A 16,372-nucleotide genomic window follows, 5' to 3' on the forward strand; every position below is an offset into this window, starting at 1 on the left:
TCAGTCATCGATCAATGGCAGGTTCAGTTCGGGTTCGGGCAGTCCGGCTCGCAGAAGCGCCAAACGCAACCGGGTTTCCGGTGCCGAATCCGCGCCAACCCGTATCAGTTCAACCGCCTCACTTGCCCGCGCGATCCCGCGTTTGCCTTTGTGCTCCAGGATGATCATCCGCAAGTCGCCGATGTCGGCGTACGCCTTCCTACGCGACTCCAGCCGAGGCCGGGGAGCCCGAACCAGATAGTCTCCAATCACCACCAGTTCGTCGACCGGGAGCTCAGCGGCGAGGTCCAACCAGGTCTTGACTCGCGAGGTGACTCTGACTCCCCGCTCAACGACCACTTCGGCCGAACGCAGTTCCGCCCGGTGCCCTGTGATCCCCTTGCGCCGAATGGCCCCCGCACCGGCCGGACGAGTCACGTGGACCGATTCGCCCTCCTCCATCCATGCCGGCAGGGGAAAGCCCCACAGCCTCGCTGCGGTGCTGTGCGAGATCGCTGCCTTTTCGGTGATCCACGAAGCTGCCCTGACCCGGGCGGCCAAGGTCAGGTCCTCCCGCCGCGGGATGCGGATGCCGCGGCTAGGAGTACTGAATCTGGCCCCGCGCAGTTGTTTCGGGCTCATGCCCGCCGCCAAAGCGACACCCTTGAGGAAAGACGATGCGGTCATGCCGCGCGGCAGTTGGGATGGACCGGGCATATTTCATCATGGCCCATCGGGACAGGACTCAACGGGTTTTCCACAGCCAAACGACTGTACCGATAAGGCCCAGTGGCCGCGTACAAATGGGCCATATCAGTACAGTCGTTGGGGGGCTAGGCCGGTGAGATGGACACTACCCGGCAACATCCCTGTTTGGCCCACAGGTGCCACCGACGGAGCTGCGAGGGGTTGTGGCCCGGGATGGACTCTTATAAGTTGCGAGCAAAGCAAAGCCTGCTTCCCCAACGACCATTCAACAGGCGGCCTTCTCGGAGTTGGAAACCCCGTCTGCTGAAGAGTCGATATTGGTGGACAGCAGGATCCTGATGGAGGACTCGGACGCCGGAGGTAACCGATGGACGCCGAAATCTCGCTGCAGGTGGACGGCCGCGCCACCACCGTCATCTTGGACACGCGCACCACGCTGCTCGACACGCTGCGCGACCGGCTGGGCATCTACTCGCCGAAGAAGGGCTGCGATCACGGCCAATGCGGTGCCTGCACGGTGCTGCTCAACGGCCGGCGGATCAACTCTTGCTTGGTCTTCGCAGTGGCCCAGGACGGGGCCAGCATTGTCACGGCCGCTGGTCTGGCCTCCGAGGGCGAGTTGCATCCGGTTCAGCAGGCGTTCCTGGACCAGGACGGCTTCCAGTGCGGCTACTGCACCCCGGGGCAGATCTGCTCCGCCGTCGGCATGCTGGACGAAGCCGCCCGCGGCGACCCCAGCTACGTCACCGGCAACCGCGCCGATGGATCCCCACCCGGGACCGCGGGTGGCAGCCCGGAAGGGACAACGAGCGGTTCCAGGGCCACGCAATCCCCTGAACTGCCCGACGACGAGATCCGCGAGCGGATGAGCGGGAACCTGTGCCGCTGCGGGGCTTACGTGAACATCGTGGCCGCCATCCGCCAGGCCCTTGAGGGCGATCAGGTCAGTGGACACACCGGCCGTCCTGCGACCGACTCGGCCATTTCACAGCCCGCGAACGGAATGAACCAGCCCGCCGGGTCCGGAACCGGCCAGATCGCTGGTGGAGAGAGCCAGTCCGGAATGAACCGTCCCTCCGGCGAAACGGGGCAGCCCGGATGAAGCCCTTCGACTACGCCCGCGCCGCCAGCCCGCCGGAGGCGGTCGCCGCCGTCGCCGGCAATCCAGCCGCCGCCTTCCTGGCCGGCGGCACCAACCTGGTGGACCACATGAAGCTGGGCATCGCCGCGCCCGAGCAACTGGTGGACATTTCGCACCTGCCGCTGGACAAGATCGAAGGCACCGACGACGGCGGCCTGCGCCTGGGCTCGACCGTCCCGAACAGCGACCTCGCCGCCCACCCCTTGGTCCGCCAGCGCTACCCGGTGCTCTCGCAGGCGCTGCTCTCCGGCGCCTCCGGGCAGCTGCGCAACGCGGCCACCACCGGCGGCAACCTGCTCCAGCGCACCCGCTGCGTCTACTTCCAGGACGTCACTACTCCGTGCAACAAGCGCACCCCCGGCTCCGGCTGCTCCGCGCTGGAGGGCTACACCCGCTACCACGCCATCCTCGGCGCCTCGATGGACTGTGTGGCCGTGCATCCCTCGGACATGGCGGTGGCGATGGCGGCGCTGAATGCCCGGGTGGAGATCCTGGGGCCGTCCGGCGACCGCAGCGTGGGCCTGCACTCCTTCCACCGGCTCCCCCACGATCAGCCGCAGCGCGACACGGTGCTGGAACACGGTGAGCTGATCACCGCGGTGGTGCTGCCTCCGCTGCCGGAGGGGACACGATCGGCCTACCGGAAGGTGCGCGACCGGGCGTCCTACGCCTTCGCCCTGGTGTCCGTGGCTGCCGTGCTGCGGCTCGAAGAGCCCACTGAAACCGACGACGGCGATGGTCCGGCTTCCCCTCCGAAAATCGCTGAAGTGCGGCTTGCCTTGGGCGGCGTGGCGCACAAGCCTTGGCGCGCCACGTTCGCCGAGGAGGCGCTGCGTGGGCAGCCGGCCACCGAGGAAAAGTTCCGGCGGGCCATCGACGCGGAACTGCAGCATGCGGTCCCGCTGCCGGACAACGCGTTCAAGGTGACGATGGTCCGCAACACCGTGGTGTCCGTGCTGCGGGAACTGTGCGGAGAGGACCAGAGCGGCGGCGGGGTGGGGGCTCCGGCTTCCGGCGGAGAGGACCGGCCATGAGCGTGCAGCCCGCAGCCACCGGACTGGATCTGGAGCGGGTCGACGGCCGGGCCAAGGTCCTCGGCCTAGCCCCGTACGCCTACGAGCACCCGGCGGAGAACCCCACCTACCTGTACCCCGTCCAATCCACGATTGCCCGCGGCCGGATCACCGCCATCGACACGGCCGCGGCCGAAACGATGGACGGCGTGGTCGCGGTACTCACACATCTGAACGCTCCGCGGCTGGCCAACGCCGCGGACAAGGAACTGGCCGTGCTGCAGTCGGACGAAGTAGGCTTCCGCGGGCAGTTCGTTGCGGCCGTGGTGGCCGATTCGCCCGAGGCCGCCCGCGAAGCAGCAGCCCGGGTCCGCGTGCAGTACCACCAAGAACCGCACCACGCGGCGCTGCGTGCGGACCACGAGGACCTCTACAAACCGGAGCAGATTAACGCCGGGCTCGAGACCGACACCCAGGCGGGAGACCCGGACGCCGCCTTGGCGAGCGCCGCCGTCGTTGTTGACCGCACCTACACAACCCCGGCCGAGCACAACAATCCGATGGAACCGCACACCACCGTGGCGCAGTGGGAAGGCGACCGGCTGCTGGTGTTCGACTCGACGCAGGCGGTGCACAACGCGCGCAAGACGCTGGCGCCGCTCTTCGACGTGGAGGTGGAGCAGATCCGTGTGGTTGCGCCGCATGTGGGCGGTGGCTTCGGCTCCAAGGGGCTGCCGCATGCGCACGTGGTGCTGACCGCGCTGGCCGCGAAGGTCACCGGCGGCCGGCCGGTGAAGTACGCGCTGACCCGGCAACAGATGTTCTTCCTGGCCGGCTACCGCACGCCGACCATCCAGCGGCTGCAGCTGGGCGCCAGTCCGGACGGGCGGATTTCCGTGCTGACGCACGACGTGGTGGAGCAGACGTCGGCGATCAAGGAATTCGCCGAGCAGACCGCGGGGATATCGCGGATGATGTACTCGGCCGACCACCGCCGCACCACCCACCGGCTGGCGTCCCTGGATGTCCCGGTGCCGTCCTGGATGCGGGCGCCGGGCGAGTGCCCGGGCTCGTTCGGCTTGGAAGTGGCCATGGACGAACTCGCCGAGGCATGCGGGATCGACCCGATCGAGCTGCGTGTGCGGAACGAACCGGCCATCGATCCGGAAACCGGCAAGCCGTTCGCCAGCAGGCACCTGTTGGCCTGCCTGCGCGAGGGTGCCCGCCGGTTCGGCTGGGAGCGGCGCAATGCGCAACCGGGAACGGTGCTGGTGGACGGCTGGCGGACCGGGATCGGCGTGGCTGCCTCCACCTATCCGGCGCGGCGGCAGCCGGCGAACACCGCACGGATCCGCTTCACGGGGGAAGGCTTCTACGAGGTGCAGATCGGCGCCGTGGACCTGGGCACCGGTGCCTGGACGGCACTGACCCAGATTGCCGCGGAGGCGCTGGAATGCGGCCCGGAACAGGTCCGGCTGCAGATCGGCGACACTGACCTGCCGGTGGCCACCGTTGCGGGCGGCTCCACCGGGACGGCCAGCTGGGGCTCGGCGATCATCGGCGCGGCCCAAATGTTCCGCAAGGAACACGGCGGGTTCCCCTCCGCCGAGGACACCTCGGAGGGCGACGGCGAGAGGAACCCGGCCGGCAAAAACTACGCGCTGCATTCCTTCGGCGCCCAGTTCGCCGAGGTCCAGGTGCACGCGGACAGCGGCGAGATCCGGGTGTCGCGGATGCTGGGGGTCTATTCCGCCGGCCGGATCATCAACCCGCGCACCGCCCGGTCCCAGTTTTTGGGAGGCATGACCATGGGCATCGGCATGGCGCTGCACGAGCAGAGCGTGATGGACGAGCGGTTCGGGATGATCGTGAATCACGACTTCGCCGAGTACCACGTGCCGTCCCATGCGGACATCCGACAGCTGGAAGCGTTCTGGCTGGAGGAAGTCGACGAGCACGCCGGCCCGCTGGGGGCACGCGGGATCGGCGAGATCGGCATCGTCGGGGCGGCCGCGGCAGTGGCCAATGCGGCCTACAACGCCACCGGCATCCGCGTCCGTGATCTGCCGCTGACCGCAGACAAGTTCCTGACCTGAGGCTGCGTCCCGGCAGTCGGGTAAGGCTAGGCCGCCCTGCGTCCCGGTAGTCGGGTAAGGCTAGGCCGCCCCGCGTCCCGGTAGTCGGGTAAGGCTAGGCCGCCCCGCGTCCCGGTGGTCGACTAAGGCCGCTTGCGGCCGCATGGAGACCCGGCAGGATGAGAAGATCTCACCAACGACGACGGCGCGGCGCACCTTCCGGTGCACCGCGCCGTTCGTTTGTACGTCGCGTTCGGCCTCTGGACGTCAGGCGCCAGGCCGCAGACGATCCACGTCTGCCAGTCGCGGATAGGCGGCCTGGGTTCCCCTCTTCGTGGCAGCTAGAGCAGCAGCGACCGAAGCGAACGCCGCCGCCTCGGCCAGGGCCTCCCCTGCGGCAAGCCCTGCCGCGAGGGCCCCGGTGAAGGCGTCGCCGGCGCCGGTGGTGTCCACGGCGTCAACCTTGGTGGGGGCGATCCGGGTGATTCGACGCCCCTCCTCGGCATGCGAATCCAGCACGATGGAGCCGTTGACGCCCAGGGTGACCACGGCGCGGTCCAGCCCCTGAGCCGCAAACTTCAAGCGCACCTGCTCCCAGTCGGCAACGTCGGCATTGGCGCCGGGCATTTCGGCGCCGCCGAGGAACTGCGAAGCCTCGTGCGCGTTGACCAGCAGGACGTCAATGAGTTCGGCCAGGCTTTGCAGCACGGGCGCGTAAGGCGAGAGGTTGAGCAGCACTGTTGCTCCGGCGTCGTGCCCCAATCTTGCTGCCGCCTCCACGGCGTCCAGGCCGACCTCGAGGCAGAGGCAAACCACGGCGGCGCCATCGAACACGTCCCTGGCTGCGACTACGTCATCCGGAACTACGGTGCCGTTAGCGCCAGGGGAAATGACGATGCTGTTCTCCCCCGCTGCGTCAACGGTAATGACGGCGACGCCGGTCTCGACGTCGGCGGCGCGGCGCACGCGGGAAACGTCCACGCCGGCCCCTGCAACGGAGGCCAGCAGCATGTCCCCGTTGGAGTCCTCGCCCACGGCGCCGATCAGGGCGACGTTGCCGCCCAGCCGGCCAGCGGCCACGGCCTGGTTGGCGCTCTTGCCGCCCGGGTTCACGGCGAAGCCTTCGCCGTGAAGGGTTTCGCCGGGGTTGGGCAGCCGCTCGGTGTAGATGGTCAGGTCCGCGTTCAGCGAACCAACGACGACGATGCGTCCGGCCTGCGGATTCACTTTTCCACCTCGGCATCGACGGGCTTGGGGATCAGCAGCGAGGCGGCGAAGGCCGCGACCGTGATGACCAGGCCGACCACCACCACCGTAAGGTAAGAGGCGCGGTCGCCCAGCGCCGAGGTGCCCACGAGCACCGCCGGCAGCACCAGGAAGCTCAGCCCGGCGCCGAGGTTGAAGGCTCCGGCGTTCATTCCCGGTAGGAAACCGGGGTTGCCCGGGGGCGAGAGCACCACGCCGAGCCCGTTGAGCATGATGTTCGCGGTGCCGGCGTACGTGATGCCGAGCAGCGCAGTGCCGGCGACCATCAGCGGCAGGCTGTTCAGGCCGAACAGCACAATGATGACCAAGGAGACGATGCTGCCGATCATGCCGATGCGCAGCACATTGGTGTAGCCCAGTACCGGGGCGAGCCGTCCGCTGATCGGGCCGAAGACCCAGCCCAGCAGCGCGTAGGGGGTCAGGATGAGCAGCGCCGTTTCGGTGGCGCCGATGCCGAAGCCGGGTGCGGCGGCCTGTACGTAGGCGGGGACAATCCCATTGATGACGGCGAAGATTCCGGTCATGGTCAGGACCGTGGTCAGCAGCGGCGCCCACGTGGAGCGCTGGCGCAGATGGACAATCTCGACCATCGGCTGCTTCGCGCGCTTTTCTGTGGCCCAGAAGGCGGCGAACGCGGCGGCGGCCACGGCGATCAGCACCAGCGAGAGGACCAGGGTCCCCCTGGAGAACCCGCCGACCAGCTTGGCCGCCTCGTTCAGCGCGGTGAGCAGGGCACCGACTGCGACAACAATATAGACGACGCCGGTCCAGTCCATCCGCGTCCCGGCCTGCGGTTTGCTCTCGGGCGTCAGGAGAGCGACGAGGACCGCGGCGATCACGCCGAGGACCACCATGAACCAGAAGATGCTGCGGAAGCCGTAGTGCTCGGCCATGTAACCGCCGAGGAAGGAATCGACGCCGGCCACGCCGCCGTTGACCGCGAGGATGACGCCCATTAGCGTGCCGTAGGTGCGCAGGTTGGGCACGGCGGTGCGCAGCATGATCAGGCACAGCGGCACGGTGGGGCCGCTGGCGCCCTGGATGATCCGGCCCACGAAGAGCCACGTAACGTCCGGGGCAAGCGCGGCGATCACGGAGCCGGCGGCCGTCAGCAGCATCATCCCGACGAGGATCCGCTTGCGGCCGACAATATCGCTCAGCCGGGGCAGGAACAGGGAGAACAGCGCGGCTGTGGTGAAGAACCAGGTCTGGGACAGGCCGATCGCGGCCTGGTCGGTCTGCAGTTCCTCCCCCATGGTGACCAGAGCAGGGCTGAGCATGGAGGCATTGAGCTGGAAGGCCACGCAGGCCGTCAGCAGGGCGACCATCAGGGCGGTGGTGCCGCTGCGGGTCGCCTTGGCTTCGTGGAGAACGGCGCTCATTTCGCTGCCACCCCAGTGGTGCCGGGCGCCGCGGAGGTGGGTGCCGCCGTCGTTTTGGTGGTGGCGGCGGTTCCAAGGTCTACCTCGCCGATCCGGACCAGCGCATCGGTAACCAGGTTCCAAAACTTGGTGCGGTCAAGATCCACGGCCACAGAGGTGTGGCAGTCGTCCGGTGCGGGCATGCGGAAGTCAGCGACGGTCATGCCGAGGGTCAGCTTGCCCTGCAATTCGATGTCGACCGGGACCTTGCGGGTTGTCATGACGGTGGGGTCGATGACGTAGGCGACGGCGCACGGATCGTGGACCGGCGGGTAGTCGAAGCCCTGTGCGTCCTTGTAGGTTTGGGCGAAGAAGTCCATCAGTTCGCGGACAAAGCGGGCCGGACCGGTGCCGACGGCCTCGATCTGCTCGACAACTTCGGGGGTGGCCAGCGCCTGGTGTGTGAGGTCCAGTCCCACCATGACCACGGGCCACTTCTCGTTGAAGACGATGTGGGCGGCCTCGGGGTCGATCATGATGTTGAATTCGGCCACGGCGGACCAGTTGCCCACGTGGTAGCCGCCGCCCATCAGCACGACTTCCTTGACCCGCTCGACGATGCGCGGCTCCTTGCGGGCGGCCATCGCGATGTTGGTCAGGCCGCCGGTCGGGACCAGGGTCACGGTGCCGGGTTCGTGCGCCATGATCGTGTCGATGATGAGATCAACGGCGTGGCGCGGGTCCAGTTCAATGGTGGACTCCGGCTGCGCGGGGCCGTCCATGCCGGACTCGCCGTGGATGTCCGGCGCGGTTTCGATGGTGCGCACGAGCGGGCGGTCGCAGCCGGCGGCGAACGGGACACCGGTGATGCCTGCGATGGTCCCTACGGCCAGAGCGTTCTTGGTGACCTTTGCCAGGGTCTGGTTGCCGACAACGGTGGTGACGGCGAGCAGCTCGATGTCCGGGTTGCCGTGGGCCAGGAGCAGCGCCACGGCGTCGTCGTGCCCTGGATCGCAGTCCAGGATGATCTTCTTCGGTCCAGGCGTCGCGGAAGTGGCGTCCATGTTTTCTCTCCACGTCATTGGGGGTCCGCCGCAGCGGGATTCAGTCACAGGAAGTGTGACACCCCTCCCCGATTCACGTCAAACGCTTGACGTGAACGTGAGTCAAGCGCTTGATGCCTTGTGGTCCCTGAAGGTGCTTATCATGGGCTCATGGATTCCGCCCGCCCTCCCCAGCGCCCGCCGCACACCGGTGGGCGGGTGACCGCGGCGATGGTGGCGGCACACGCCGGCGTCTCCACGGCGACGGTTTCCCTGGTGGCCAACGGCAAGACGCGCGGGCGGGTGTCCGCGGACAACATCTCCCGAGTCAGCCAGGCCATCGCCGAACTCGGATACGTGGTGGACAGCGTGGGCAGTTCGCTGGCCAAGGGAGTCAGCTCCATTGTGGTTCTGGTGGCGCCGGACATTTCCAACCCGTTCTTCGCCAAGGTCGTTGCCGGCGTCCGAGAGTCCCTCGGCGCGGACTTCCAGCTGCTGCTCTCCGTCACCGAGGCTGGCGAGTTTCCCCGCGCCGATGACATCCGCCGACTCCTCGCCCTGCGCCCGGCAGGTCTGCTGGTGGATGCCCCCGATGCCGCGTTCCTCGAGGACCTCTCCACCACCGGCCCCATGGTGCTGCTCGACGCGCCCGGGCTGGAGGCTTATGCGCCGTCCGTCAACCTCGACGTGGCCCACGGCGCCCGCGAACTCGCGGCGCATCTGGCCGCCTCCGGCCACCAGCGAGTGGCCTACCTGGACAGCGTTACCGGCACAGCCACCTTCACCATCCGCCGAACAACCTTCCTGGCGGAGGCGGCCGGGCGCGGAATGACCGTGGACCCGGCCCACCTGATCAGCACCACGATCGACGTCGGCGCGTCAGCCGACGCGTTTGCCGCCGCTTGGCCCCAGTGGCAGCAAGCGGGTGTCACCGCCGTCGTCTGCGCCACCGACACCCATGCGTACGGCGTGCTGCAGCAAGCGCGCGTTGCCGGCCTGCGGATTCCGGACGAACTCGCCGTCGCCGGCTTTGACGACCTGCCCTACTCCGCCACCAGTAACCCCGGCCTCACCAGCGTCCACCTTCCCGCCACCCGCCTGGGCCTCAAGGCCGGAGAACAGCTGCGCGGCCTGATCGAAGGCCGCGACCTTGAGCAGCCCCAGCTCACTTTGGAGAGCTCTCTGATTGTGCGCGGCTCCACGGAGCGGACCGCCGCCAGCTAACTAACGGCGGCGGATGTGGACCGGGCCGGGCAGCCGACGGCAGGTTCTAGGCGGTGTTGAGCGCCATGGACAGCTCGGATCGGATCGAGTCGATCCAGGCTATGCGCCGTGCAATCCGATCATGTCCACCGCTGCGTTCCCACATGTCGATGAAGGCTTGCTCTCCGCGCGCGATGCGAGCCAGAACGAAGGGACCGGAACGGTGGATACCCGCGACGACGTGATCCAAGAACTCTTCGCGCTTCGCGCCGAAGGGAATCCCGTAGACGTCCGCCACGATCCGAAACCGGGCGGCAACGTCAAGGCCCGAGCGGCCGTCGCGCGCCGCGTCCTCTGGGGTTTCAAGGGGGACCCAGTGCCGCGCCAGGACCGCGAGATCGTGCAGCGGGTGGGTCGGGGCGGCGAATTCAAAGTCGATCAGCGCGGCTGCTCGTCCCCCGCGCACAATGACGTTCTCCACACACGCATCGTTGTGCCCGATGATCTGCCCGCCCGCGGGATGTGCCAGCTCGGTGTTCCATCTGGCGTTCGCAGGTGGAACGAAGTCGGCAACGGCGTCATGGAATGCGCGCAACAGGCGTGCGACCGACGCCAGCAGGCCGGGGGAAAGCGACCACCGAGGAAACGGTGGAATGGCCACCTCTCCCGGAATGAAGCGCAGCCGCTCCCTGCCTTGTGCATCACGTCCCAAGGGCTCCGGAACTCCAGTGAAGCCCTTGGACCTGACATGTTCAAGCAGGCTAAAAACCAGTTCCGTCTGGGCCGAGGCGGGGCGGCGAACCTCATCGCCAATTCTGATGATCGACCCGGCGTTGGCGACACCGCCAGCCAGCACCTCGCCGTCGTTCATGGGCCATACCCTACCGCGGTACGCGTCGCTGGGGCGGCCTGTTTAAACGCTGGTGGGGCAGGCGCTGCCTGCCCCACCAGCTGAAAACTGCTAGGCGACGCTCATTTCGCCCATCTCGTCCCAGCCCTCGCCCTCGATCTGGCGGCTGATGATGCGCGGAGTCTCCTGCAGGTACTGCGGCTGCTCCTGCATGGCCTTCTTGAAGTGCTCGCTCTTCACGTGCGCTTCGGCGGCGTCATCCTTGAAGGCTTCCACCAGGACATACTCGTTCGGGTCCTCCACGCTGCGGGACCAGTCGAACCACAGATTGCCGGGCTCGGCGCGGGTGGCTTCGGTAAACTCGCGGACCAGCTCCGGGAAGTTATCGGCGTGCTCGTTCTTGACCTTGAACTTGACCACAATGAAAATCACGCGGATTCAGCCTTTCTCTAGGTGTCCTTCAATCCTGTCATGCGATCATCCGGCCAGGCCGCCGGCCAGCGCTTTGGCGGCGGCAACATACCGCCGCGTGACCAGCCGCTGGGCGGCTTCCGCCACCGGGCCGCCTACCCGGTAAAACCAGTTGGAGTGCCGGCTGAACGCAAACAGGTCGAAGACCACCAGCCCGTTCTCCTCCAGCAACGCCACAAAGCCCTCTTCTCCTGACTCCGGATGTCCCGGCAGCGTGCCGTAGCCAAACCCCGTCCGGGTTGGGCTACGCTCCGTCCACACCACGCGGCAGGGCGCCGACAGCCGCAGCGGTCCGACCCCGAATCCGGGTACCACGTCCACGCCTGCCGCGGCCGCGGGCGTAGACGCATCTACGCGCAGGCCAGCCAGCCGGTGCAGTTCCCAGCCCATCAGGCCCTCGGCCAGTCGGCGGAACGCGTCCTCCCCGACGCCAACCGCCGTGCGCACGGCGGTGGTCCGATATCCCGGCGGCGTGCGGCGCACGCGGGTGAGCCCCTCGTCGTCGTACGTCAGCTCGGCACCGCTGAGATCCTTGGCCAGCACCGCTCAGCCCTGCCGCACGTCGTCGCCGCGGGCCAGGCCCATCCAGCCCAGCGACTCGCGGTCCCGGCGCGGCAGCGACGCCACCACCAGATCGTACGAGTCCTCGATCATGTCGCGCAGCATGTCATCGGGCAGCGCGCCGTCGCAGCGCACCCCGTTCCAGTGCGTTTTGTTCATGTGGTAGGCCCCGGTGATCTCCGGATGCGCCGTGCGCAACTGTTGGGCGAGCACCGGTTCGCACTTGAGACTGATGCTCAACCGCGGCGACTGCAGGTCCGACAACGCGAACATTTTCGCGGTCCGCCCGGGCGCACGGACTTTGAACACCGATGCCTCCGGGCCGAACGGGAAGTCCTCGAACGTCCCGGGCAGGGAGAGGCAGAATTCACGCAGCGCGGTGGCGTCCATAGGCACGAGCCTACTGCTACCTGCCCAACCGGTCACGGGCTGCGCAGGCCAGGCCGAGGATCCGCGCGGGCTGGAGCGACGGTCAGCCTGGCCACGCCCCGGTGCGCGGCGGCGGCTTCGGTGGCAGGATGGTTTCACGGATGTTTCACGGGGAACAACGGCGGTGCTTGCGCGCCGGCACCAGCTCCTCAGGGGGCGCCACGAGGTGCCGGGCGCGGCCGGCCCAATGAGAGGAGAGCCATGGCAGACACCGGCAGGGAGGCCAAGCGGGCGGCCGGCAAGGCTGTGGACAAGACCGAGGAGGCCGCCGACTCCAAGACTTTTGAGTGGGTGGCACGCACCGGGTATGCGGCCAGCGGGCTGCTGCACGTGCTGATCGGCGCGATCGCGCTGCGACTGGCCTTCGGCGGAGGCGGCGAGGCGGACCAGTCGGGAGCAGCCTCCAGTCTGGCGCAGAACCCGGGCGGGCTGTTCCTGCTCTGGGCGGGCATGCTGGGTGCCGCGGCCCTGGCCCTGTGGCAGGTCAGCGACGCGGTATTCGGCGGCCGCAACCTGGAGCAGAAGAAAAAGTGGGGCTACCGTGCCAAGGCCGTGGGCCTGGCCATCGTGTACGGCGCCATAGCGGTGACCTTCGGCAGCTTTGCCCTGGGCTCCGGCAGCAACAGCAGCGAGAAATCGCAGGATGCCAGTACCAAGCTGATGCAGTGGCCGGGCGGCGCCGTGGTGCTCTTCCTGATCGGCGCGGTGATCATCGGAGCCGGAATTTACTACGTGATCAAGGGCTTGTTCCGGAACTTCTTCGCCGACCTCAAACCGCTGCCCGCCGGCGGAGTCCGCACCGCCGTGACCTGGGTGGGCATCGTCGGCTTTGTCGGCAAGGGACTGGCCTTGTTTGTGCTCGGGCTGCTGTTGGCGGTCGCCGCCGTGCAGAACGACCCGCAGGACGTGAAGGGCCTGGATGGTGCGCTCAAGGCGCTGCGCGAGCAGCCGCTCGGGCCTGCCGCCTTGGCGGTGGTGGCCGTCGGCCTGATTTGCTACGGGCTCTATCTGGGTGCCCGGGCGCGCTACGCGAAGATGTAAGGCTGAAAGCCCGACGGCGGTGCGCTGCCCCCGATAAGGGGCGGCGCACCGCCGTCGTGGTTCAGCTGGTGACCGCGGTTCAGCGGCTATCAGCAACCGGCCGAGGTCAGCGGACCAAGGAGTTGTGCAGCCGGAAGCCGGCAGCCTTGTGGTTCTCCGGCAGCTTGTCGCCGCGGCCAAAGAGCTTGTTGCGCAGCGTGCCCGGCTCGTAGTCCGTGGGGTAGGAACCGCGGGCCTGCAGCTGGGGCACCACGAACTCCACGACGTCCTCGAACGTGCCGGGGGTGATGGCGTAGGCCAGGTTGAAGCCGTCCACGTCGGTGTCGTCCACCCATTCGATCAGCTTGTCCGCCACCTCGGCGCCGGAGCCGACGGTGACCGGGCCGAAGCCGCCGACGCCGATCCACTGCGCCATCTGGCGGATGGTCCACGGCTTGTCCGCGTCGCCGGAGGCCTTCTTGAAGTTCTCCACCGAGGACTGGATGGCGTTGGACTTCACGTCTTCGCCGATCACGTCGTCCAGGTCGAACTGGGACATGTCGATGCCGGTCCAGCCGGAGAGCAGCGCCAGCGAGCCGTTGATGTCCGTGTAGGAGGCGTAGTCCCGGTACTTGGCCTGCGCCTCCTCGGTAGTGGCTGCCGTGATGACCGTCTGCATGGCGTAGATCCGGATGTCGTAGCGGCCCCGGCCGGCAGCCTCGGCGGCGTCGCGGATCTTGGCCACGGTGGACGTGAGGATCTCCTTGGTCGGGGAGCTCACGAAGACGGCCTCGGCGTTCTCGGCGGCGAAGCGCATGCCGCGGGCCGAGGCGCCGGCCTGGAAGATCACCGGGGTGCGCTGCGGGCTGGGCTCGGTGATGGCGATGCCGGGGACCTTGAAGTGTTGGCCCTCGTGCCGGATTTCGTGCACCTTGCTCGGGTCGGTGTACACGCCGGATTCGCGGTCCTTGACCACGGCGTCGTCCTCCCACGAGCCCTCCAGCAGCTTGTAGACCACCTCGAGGTATTCGTCCGCGTGGTTGTAACGCTCGTCGTGTTCCAGCTGGTCTTCCTGGCCCATGTTCCGAGCGGCGGAGGGCAGGTAGCCGGTCACCACGTTCCAGCCCACGCGGCCCTTGGTGAGGTGGTCCAGCGTGGCCAGCCGGCGGGCGAACGGGTACGGGTGCTCATAGGCCGTGCCGGCGGTGATCCCGAAGCCCAGGTTCTTGGTCACGGCGGCCATCGCGGACACCAGCAGGATCGGGTCGTTCACCGGCACCTGCGCGCCGGCGGACAGCGGGATTTCGTTCGTGCTGCCGAACACGTCGTAGGTGCCCAGCACGTCGGCGATGAAAAGGCTGTCGAACTTGCCCTTCTCCAGCACCTGGGCCAGGTGCGTCCAGTACTCCAGATCGTTGTAGCGGTCCGCCTGGTCCTGCGGATGACGCCACAGCCCCGGGGACTGGTGGACAACGCAGTTCATGTCGAACGCGTTGAGGCGGACGTGGCGCTGCGGGTCTTTTACGGTCATGTCAGGCTCCTTTACTGATGAGAAGAGCCCGCGCCGATCCCCGGCGGGCATGCAGTGGCCCTAGAGGAACCAACGAGAGATCGAGCTTCTCCATCGGTCCTGGCGGTAGCACCTTCCTCGAATCGAGGGGGTTGCTGCGGCGTCAACAAGCCAGGTCTCTCGGCCGCTCTGGATGGGTACCCCTCCATTGGACACCCGGAGGCGCCGCGGAGGGAAATGCCCCGCGTCACGCGGGGTAAGAAATTACGACGTCGGTGCGGCGCCGGCTGCGGCCTTCGGCCGCTTGGATGCCACCACTGCTCCGGCGCCAAAGCAGGCCAAAATCAGCACGACGACGGCGATCGCCAGCGGCACACTGTTGCCGACCAGGGTCGGGAGGTTCTGCAGGATCAGGCCCAGGATCCCCAGCAGCCCCAGGAGTCCAAGAGCGGGTGCAAGGGAGCGCTTCCAGCTGCGGGCCGGTGCTCCCTGCCGGCGGAAGAAGACCAGCACGGCGACGCTGGTGAGCGTCATCAGCACCACCACGCCCAGCGAGGAGAAGCCGGCGAACCAGGTGTAGAACTGCACGATCGGATCCCACCCGGCCACCACCGCGACCAGCAGGAACAGGGCCACCACGGCCGTGGCCGCTCCCGAGGCCCGGTGCGGAGAGCGGTGCTTCGCGTGGGTGCTGGCCAGCTTGGGCGGAAAGATTCCCTTCCTCGACAGCTGGAAGAAATAGCGGGAGCTGATGTTGTGGAAGGACAGGATGCACGCGAACAGGCTGCTGGCGAGCAGGACCTGGACAATGTGGCTGCCGGCCGTGCCCAGGTAGAGCGCGGTGGTCTCGGACAGCAGGGTCCCGGGTGCGTCCGTGGCCTTCTGCACAATCCCGTTGTCACCCCAGACGCTGATCAGCAGCCAGCTGGAGAGCGCATAGAAACCGCCCACCACTAGGAGGGCCACGTAGGTGGCGCGCGGGATCGTCTTGTCCGGGTCGCGGGCCTCGTCCCGGAAAACGGCGGTGGCTTCGAAGCCGATGAAACTCAGGATGGCGAACAGCAGCGCGATCCCGGGCGCCCCGGACAGCACGGTGGACGGGGTAATGAACCCGGCGGAGAGGCCCTCGGACCCGCCGCCGCCAAAGACGATGGCCGCATCCAGGACCAGCACAATCAGCACTTCGGCCACCAGCAGCACGGCCAGCACCTTGCCGGACAACTCGATGTTGCGGTGCCCCAGCCACGCCACGGCAACCAGCGCGGCGGCGGCCCACACCCACCAGGGCAGCGCGGGACCACCGTAGGCGCGGACCACCTCGTCGACGGCCGGGGCGAAGAGCCCGTAAACACCGGCTTCCAGCGCGAGGTAGGAGAGCAAGGCAACGAAGGCCGCGCCCAGTCCGGCGCGGCGGCCCAGGCCCTTGTCCACGTAGCTGTAGAACGCGCCGGCCGACGGCACGTGCGGCGTCATGGTGGTGAAACCGACGGCGAACAACAGCAGGATTGCGGTGGCCAGCAGGTAGATGAACGGGAGACCGGCGCCGTTGCCGCTGGCGATGGCCAGCGGAACCGTTCCGCCGATGACGCCCAGGGGCGAAGCGGCGGCCACTACGATCAGCACGATGCTAGCGACGCCGAGCCGGCCGGAGAGCCGCGGCGCGGTTCCAGCGTCGGGCGAGCCTGCGGGTGCGGCCTGCGGGGCCGCGAGGGTTTGGGGGTTGGAAACAGACATGGCTGGCC

Annotated in this window: 15 protein-coding genes and 1 riboswitch; of the genes, 5 read left to right on the forward strand and 10 right to left on the reverse strand. The window is 67.9% G+C overall.

Translation table 11 applies throughout. The annotated features are described in order from the left end of the window. The gene (locus MNQ99_RS17990) at positions 1-696 is read right to left on the reverse strand and encodes a hypothetical protein (protein WP_241913950.1); all 696 of its coding nucleotides are present in this window, start codon (positions 694-696) and stop codon (positions 1-3) included. 358 nt (positions 697-1,054) lie between these two features. Between MNQ99_RS17990 and MNQ99_RS17995 the strand changes: the two genes are divergently transcribed. Genes MNQ99_RS17995 through MNQ99_RS18005 form a run of 3 tightly spaced genes read left to right on the forward strand, consistent with a single transcriptional unit; the run spans position 1,055 to position 4,937 of the window. Further along, positions 1,055-1,789: a (2Fe-2S)-binding protein gene (locus MNQ99_RS17995; protein WP_422387474.1), complete on the forward strand. Its 735-nt coding sequence runs from the start codon at positions 1,055-1,057 to the stop codon at positions 1,787-1,789. Next, positions 1,786-2,862 carry an FAD binding domain-containing protein gene (locus tag MNQ99_RS18000; protein WP_241913951.1) on the forward strand — a complete coding sequence of 359 codons (1,077 nt, stop codon included), beginning with the start codon at positions 1,786-1,788 and terminating at the stop codon, positions 2,860-2,862. The genes MNQ99_RS17995 and MNQ99_RS18000 overlap by 4 nt, the downstream gene beginning before the upstream one ends. Further along, on the forward strand, positions 2,859-4,937 hold the full coding sequence (locus tag MNQ99_RS18005) for a xanthine dehydrogenase family protein molybdopterin-binding subunit (protein ID WP_241913952.1): 2,079 nt from the start codon (positions 2,859-2,861) through the stop codon (positions 4,935-4,937). The genes MNQ99_RS18000 and MNQ99_RS18005 overlap by 4 nt, the downstream gene beginning before the upstream one ends. A 246-nt stretch (positions 4,938-5,183) precedes the next feature. On the opposite strand, the gene MNQ99_RS18010 is transcribed toward MNQ99_RS18005, so the two are convergent. Genes MNQ99_RS18010 through uriH form a run of 3 tightly spaced genes read right to left on the reverse strand, consistent with a single transcriptional unit; the run spans position 5,184 to position 8,607 of the window. Then, positions 5,184-6,143 (reverse strand): ribokinase, encoded by a 960-nt coding sequence (locus MNQ99_RS18010; protein WP_241913953.1) that lies wholly within the window; start codon positions 6,141-6,143, stop codon positions 5,184-5,186. Beyond that, on the reverse strand, positions 6,140-7,564 hold the full coding sequence (gene uriT / locus MNQ99_RS18015) for a uridine transporter UriT (protein WP_241913954.1): 1,425 nt from the start codon (positions 7,562-7,564) through the stop codon (positions 6,140-6,142). Before uriT ends, MNQ99_RS18010 begins: the two co-directional genes overlap by 4 nt. Next, positions 7,561-8,607 (reverse strand): uridine-preferring nucleoside hydrolase UriH, encoded by a 1,047-nt coding sequence (uriH, locus tag MNQ99_RS18020; RefSeq protein ID WP_241913955.1) that lies wholly within the window; start codon positions 8,605-8,607, stop codon positions 7,561-7,563. Before uriH ends, uriT begins: the two co-directional genes overlap by 4 nt. Before the next feature lie 210 nt (positions 8,608-8,817). On the opposite strand from uriH, the gene MNQ99_RS18025 reads away from it, so the two are divergent. After that, the gene (locus MNQ99_RS18025) at positions 8,818-9,810 is read left to right on the forward strand and encodes a LacI family DNA-binding transcriptional regulator (RefSeq protein ID WP_127515467.1); all 993 of its coding nucleotides are present in this window, start codon (positions 8,818-8,820) and stop codon (positions 9,808-9,810) included. Between the two features lie 46 nt (positions 9,811-9,856). On the opposite strand, the gene MNQ99_RS18030 is transcribed toward MNQ99_RS18025, so the two are convergent. The 4 genes from MNQ99_RS18030 to MNQ99_RS18045 form a co-directional block, all read right to left on the reverse strand. Beyond that, positions 9,857-10,660 carry a phosphotransferase gene (locus MNQ99_RS18030; protein WP_241913956.1) on the reverse strand — a complete coding sequence of 268 codons (804 nt, stop codon included), beginning with the start codon at positions 10,658-10,660 and terminating at the stop codon, positions 9,857-9,859. A 90-nt stretch (positions 10,661-10,750) separates the two neighbouring features. Continuing rightward, positions 10,751-11,071 carry a putative quinol monooxygenase gene (locus tag MNQ99_RS18035; protein ID WP_127515430.1) on the reverse strand — a complete coding sequence of 107 codons (321 nt, stop codon included), beginning with the start codon at positions 11,069-11,071 and terminating at the stop codon, positions 10,751-10,753. 45 nt (positions 11,072-11,116) lie between these two features. Then, complete coding sequence (locus MNQ99_RS18040) at positions 11,117-11,653, reverse strand: DUF1990 family protein (RefSeq protein ID WP_241913957.1); 537 nt, start codon at positions 11,651-11,653, stop codon at positions 11,117-11,119. 3 nt (positions 11,654-11,656) lie between these two features. Then, positions 11,657-12,061, reverse strand: coding sequence for an MmcQ/YjbR family DNA-binding protein (locus tag MNQ99_RS18045; protein WP_127515426.1), 405 nt, complete (start codon positions 12,059-12,061; stop codon positions 11,657-11,659). A 240-nt stretch (positions 12,062-12,301) separates the two neighbouring features. Between MNQ99_RS18045 and MNQ99_RS18050 the strand changes: the two genes are divergently transcribed. Then, entirely contained in the window at positions 12,302-13,141 is an 840-nt protein-coding gene (locus tag MNQ99_RS18050) for a DUF1206 domain-containing protein (RefSeq protein ID WP_127515424.1), read from the forward strand. A 106-nt stretch (positions 13,142-13,247) separates the two neighbouring features. Here MNQ99_RS18050 and MNQ99_RS18055 read toward each other — a convergent pair whose 3' ends face one another. Both MNQ99_RS18055 and MNQ99_RS18060 read right to left on the reverse strand, forming a co-directional pair. Next, on the reverse strand, positions 13,248-14,651 hold the full coding sequence (locus MNQ99_RS18055) for an LLM class flavin-dependent oxidoreductase (RefSeq protein WP_241913958.1): 1,404 nt from the start codon (positions 14,649-14,651) through the stop codon (positions 13,248-13,250). 87 nt (positions 14,652-14,738) lie between these two features. Next, positions 14,739-14,830: riboswitch (SAM riboswitch) on the reverse strand. A gap of 64 nt (positions 14,831-14,894) precedes the next feature. Further along, positions 14,895-16,364, reverse strand: a complete 1,470-nt coding sequence (locus tag MNQ99_RS18060) for an APC family permease (protein WP_241913959.1) — start codon at positions 16,362-16,364, stop codon at positions 14,895-14,897. Between the last annotated feature and the right edge of the window lie 8 nt (positions 16,365-16,372).

It is taken from the genome of Arthrobacter sulfonylureivorans (assembly GCF_022637435.1).
GTDB lineage: Bacteria > Actinomycetota > Actinomycetes > Actinomycetales > Micrococcaceae > Crystallibacter > Crystallibacter sulfonylureivorans.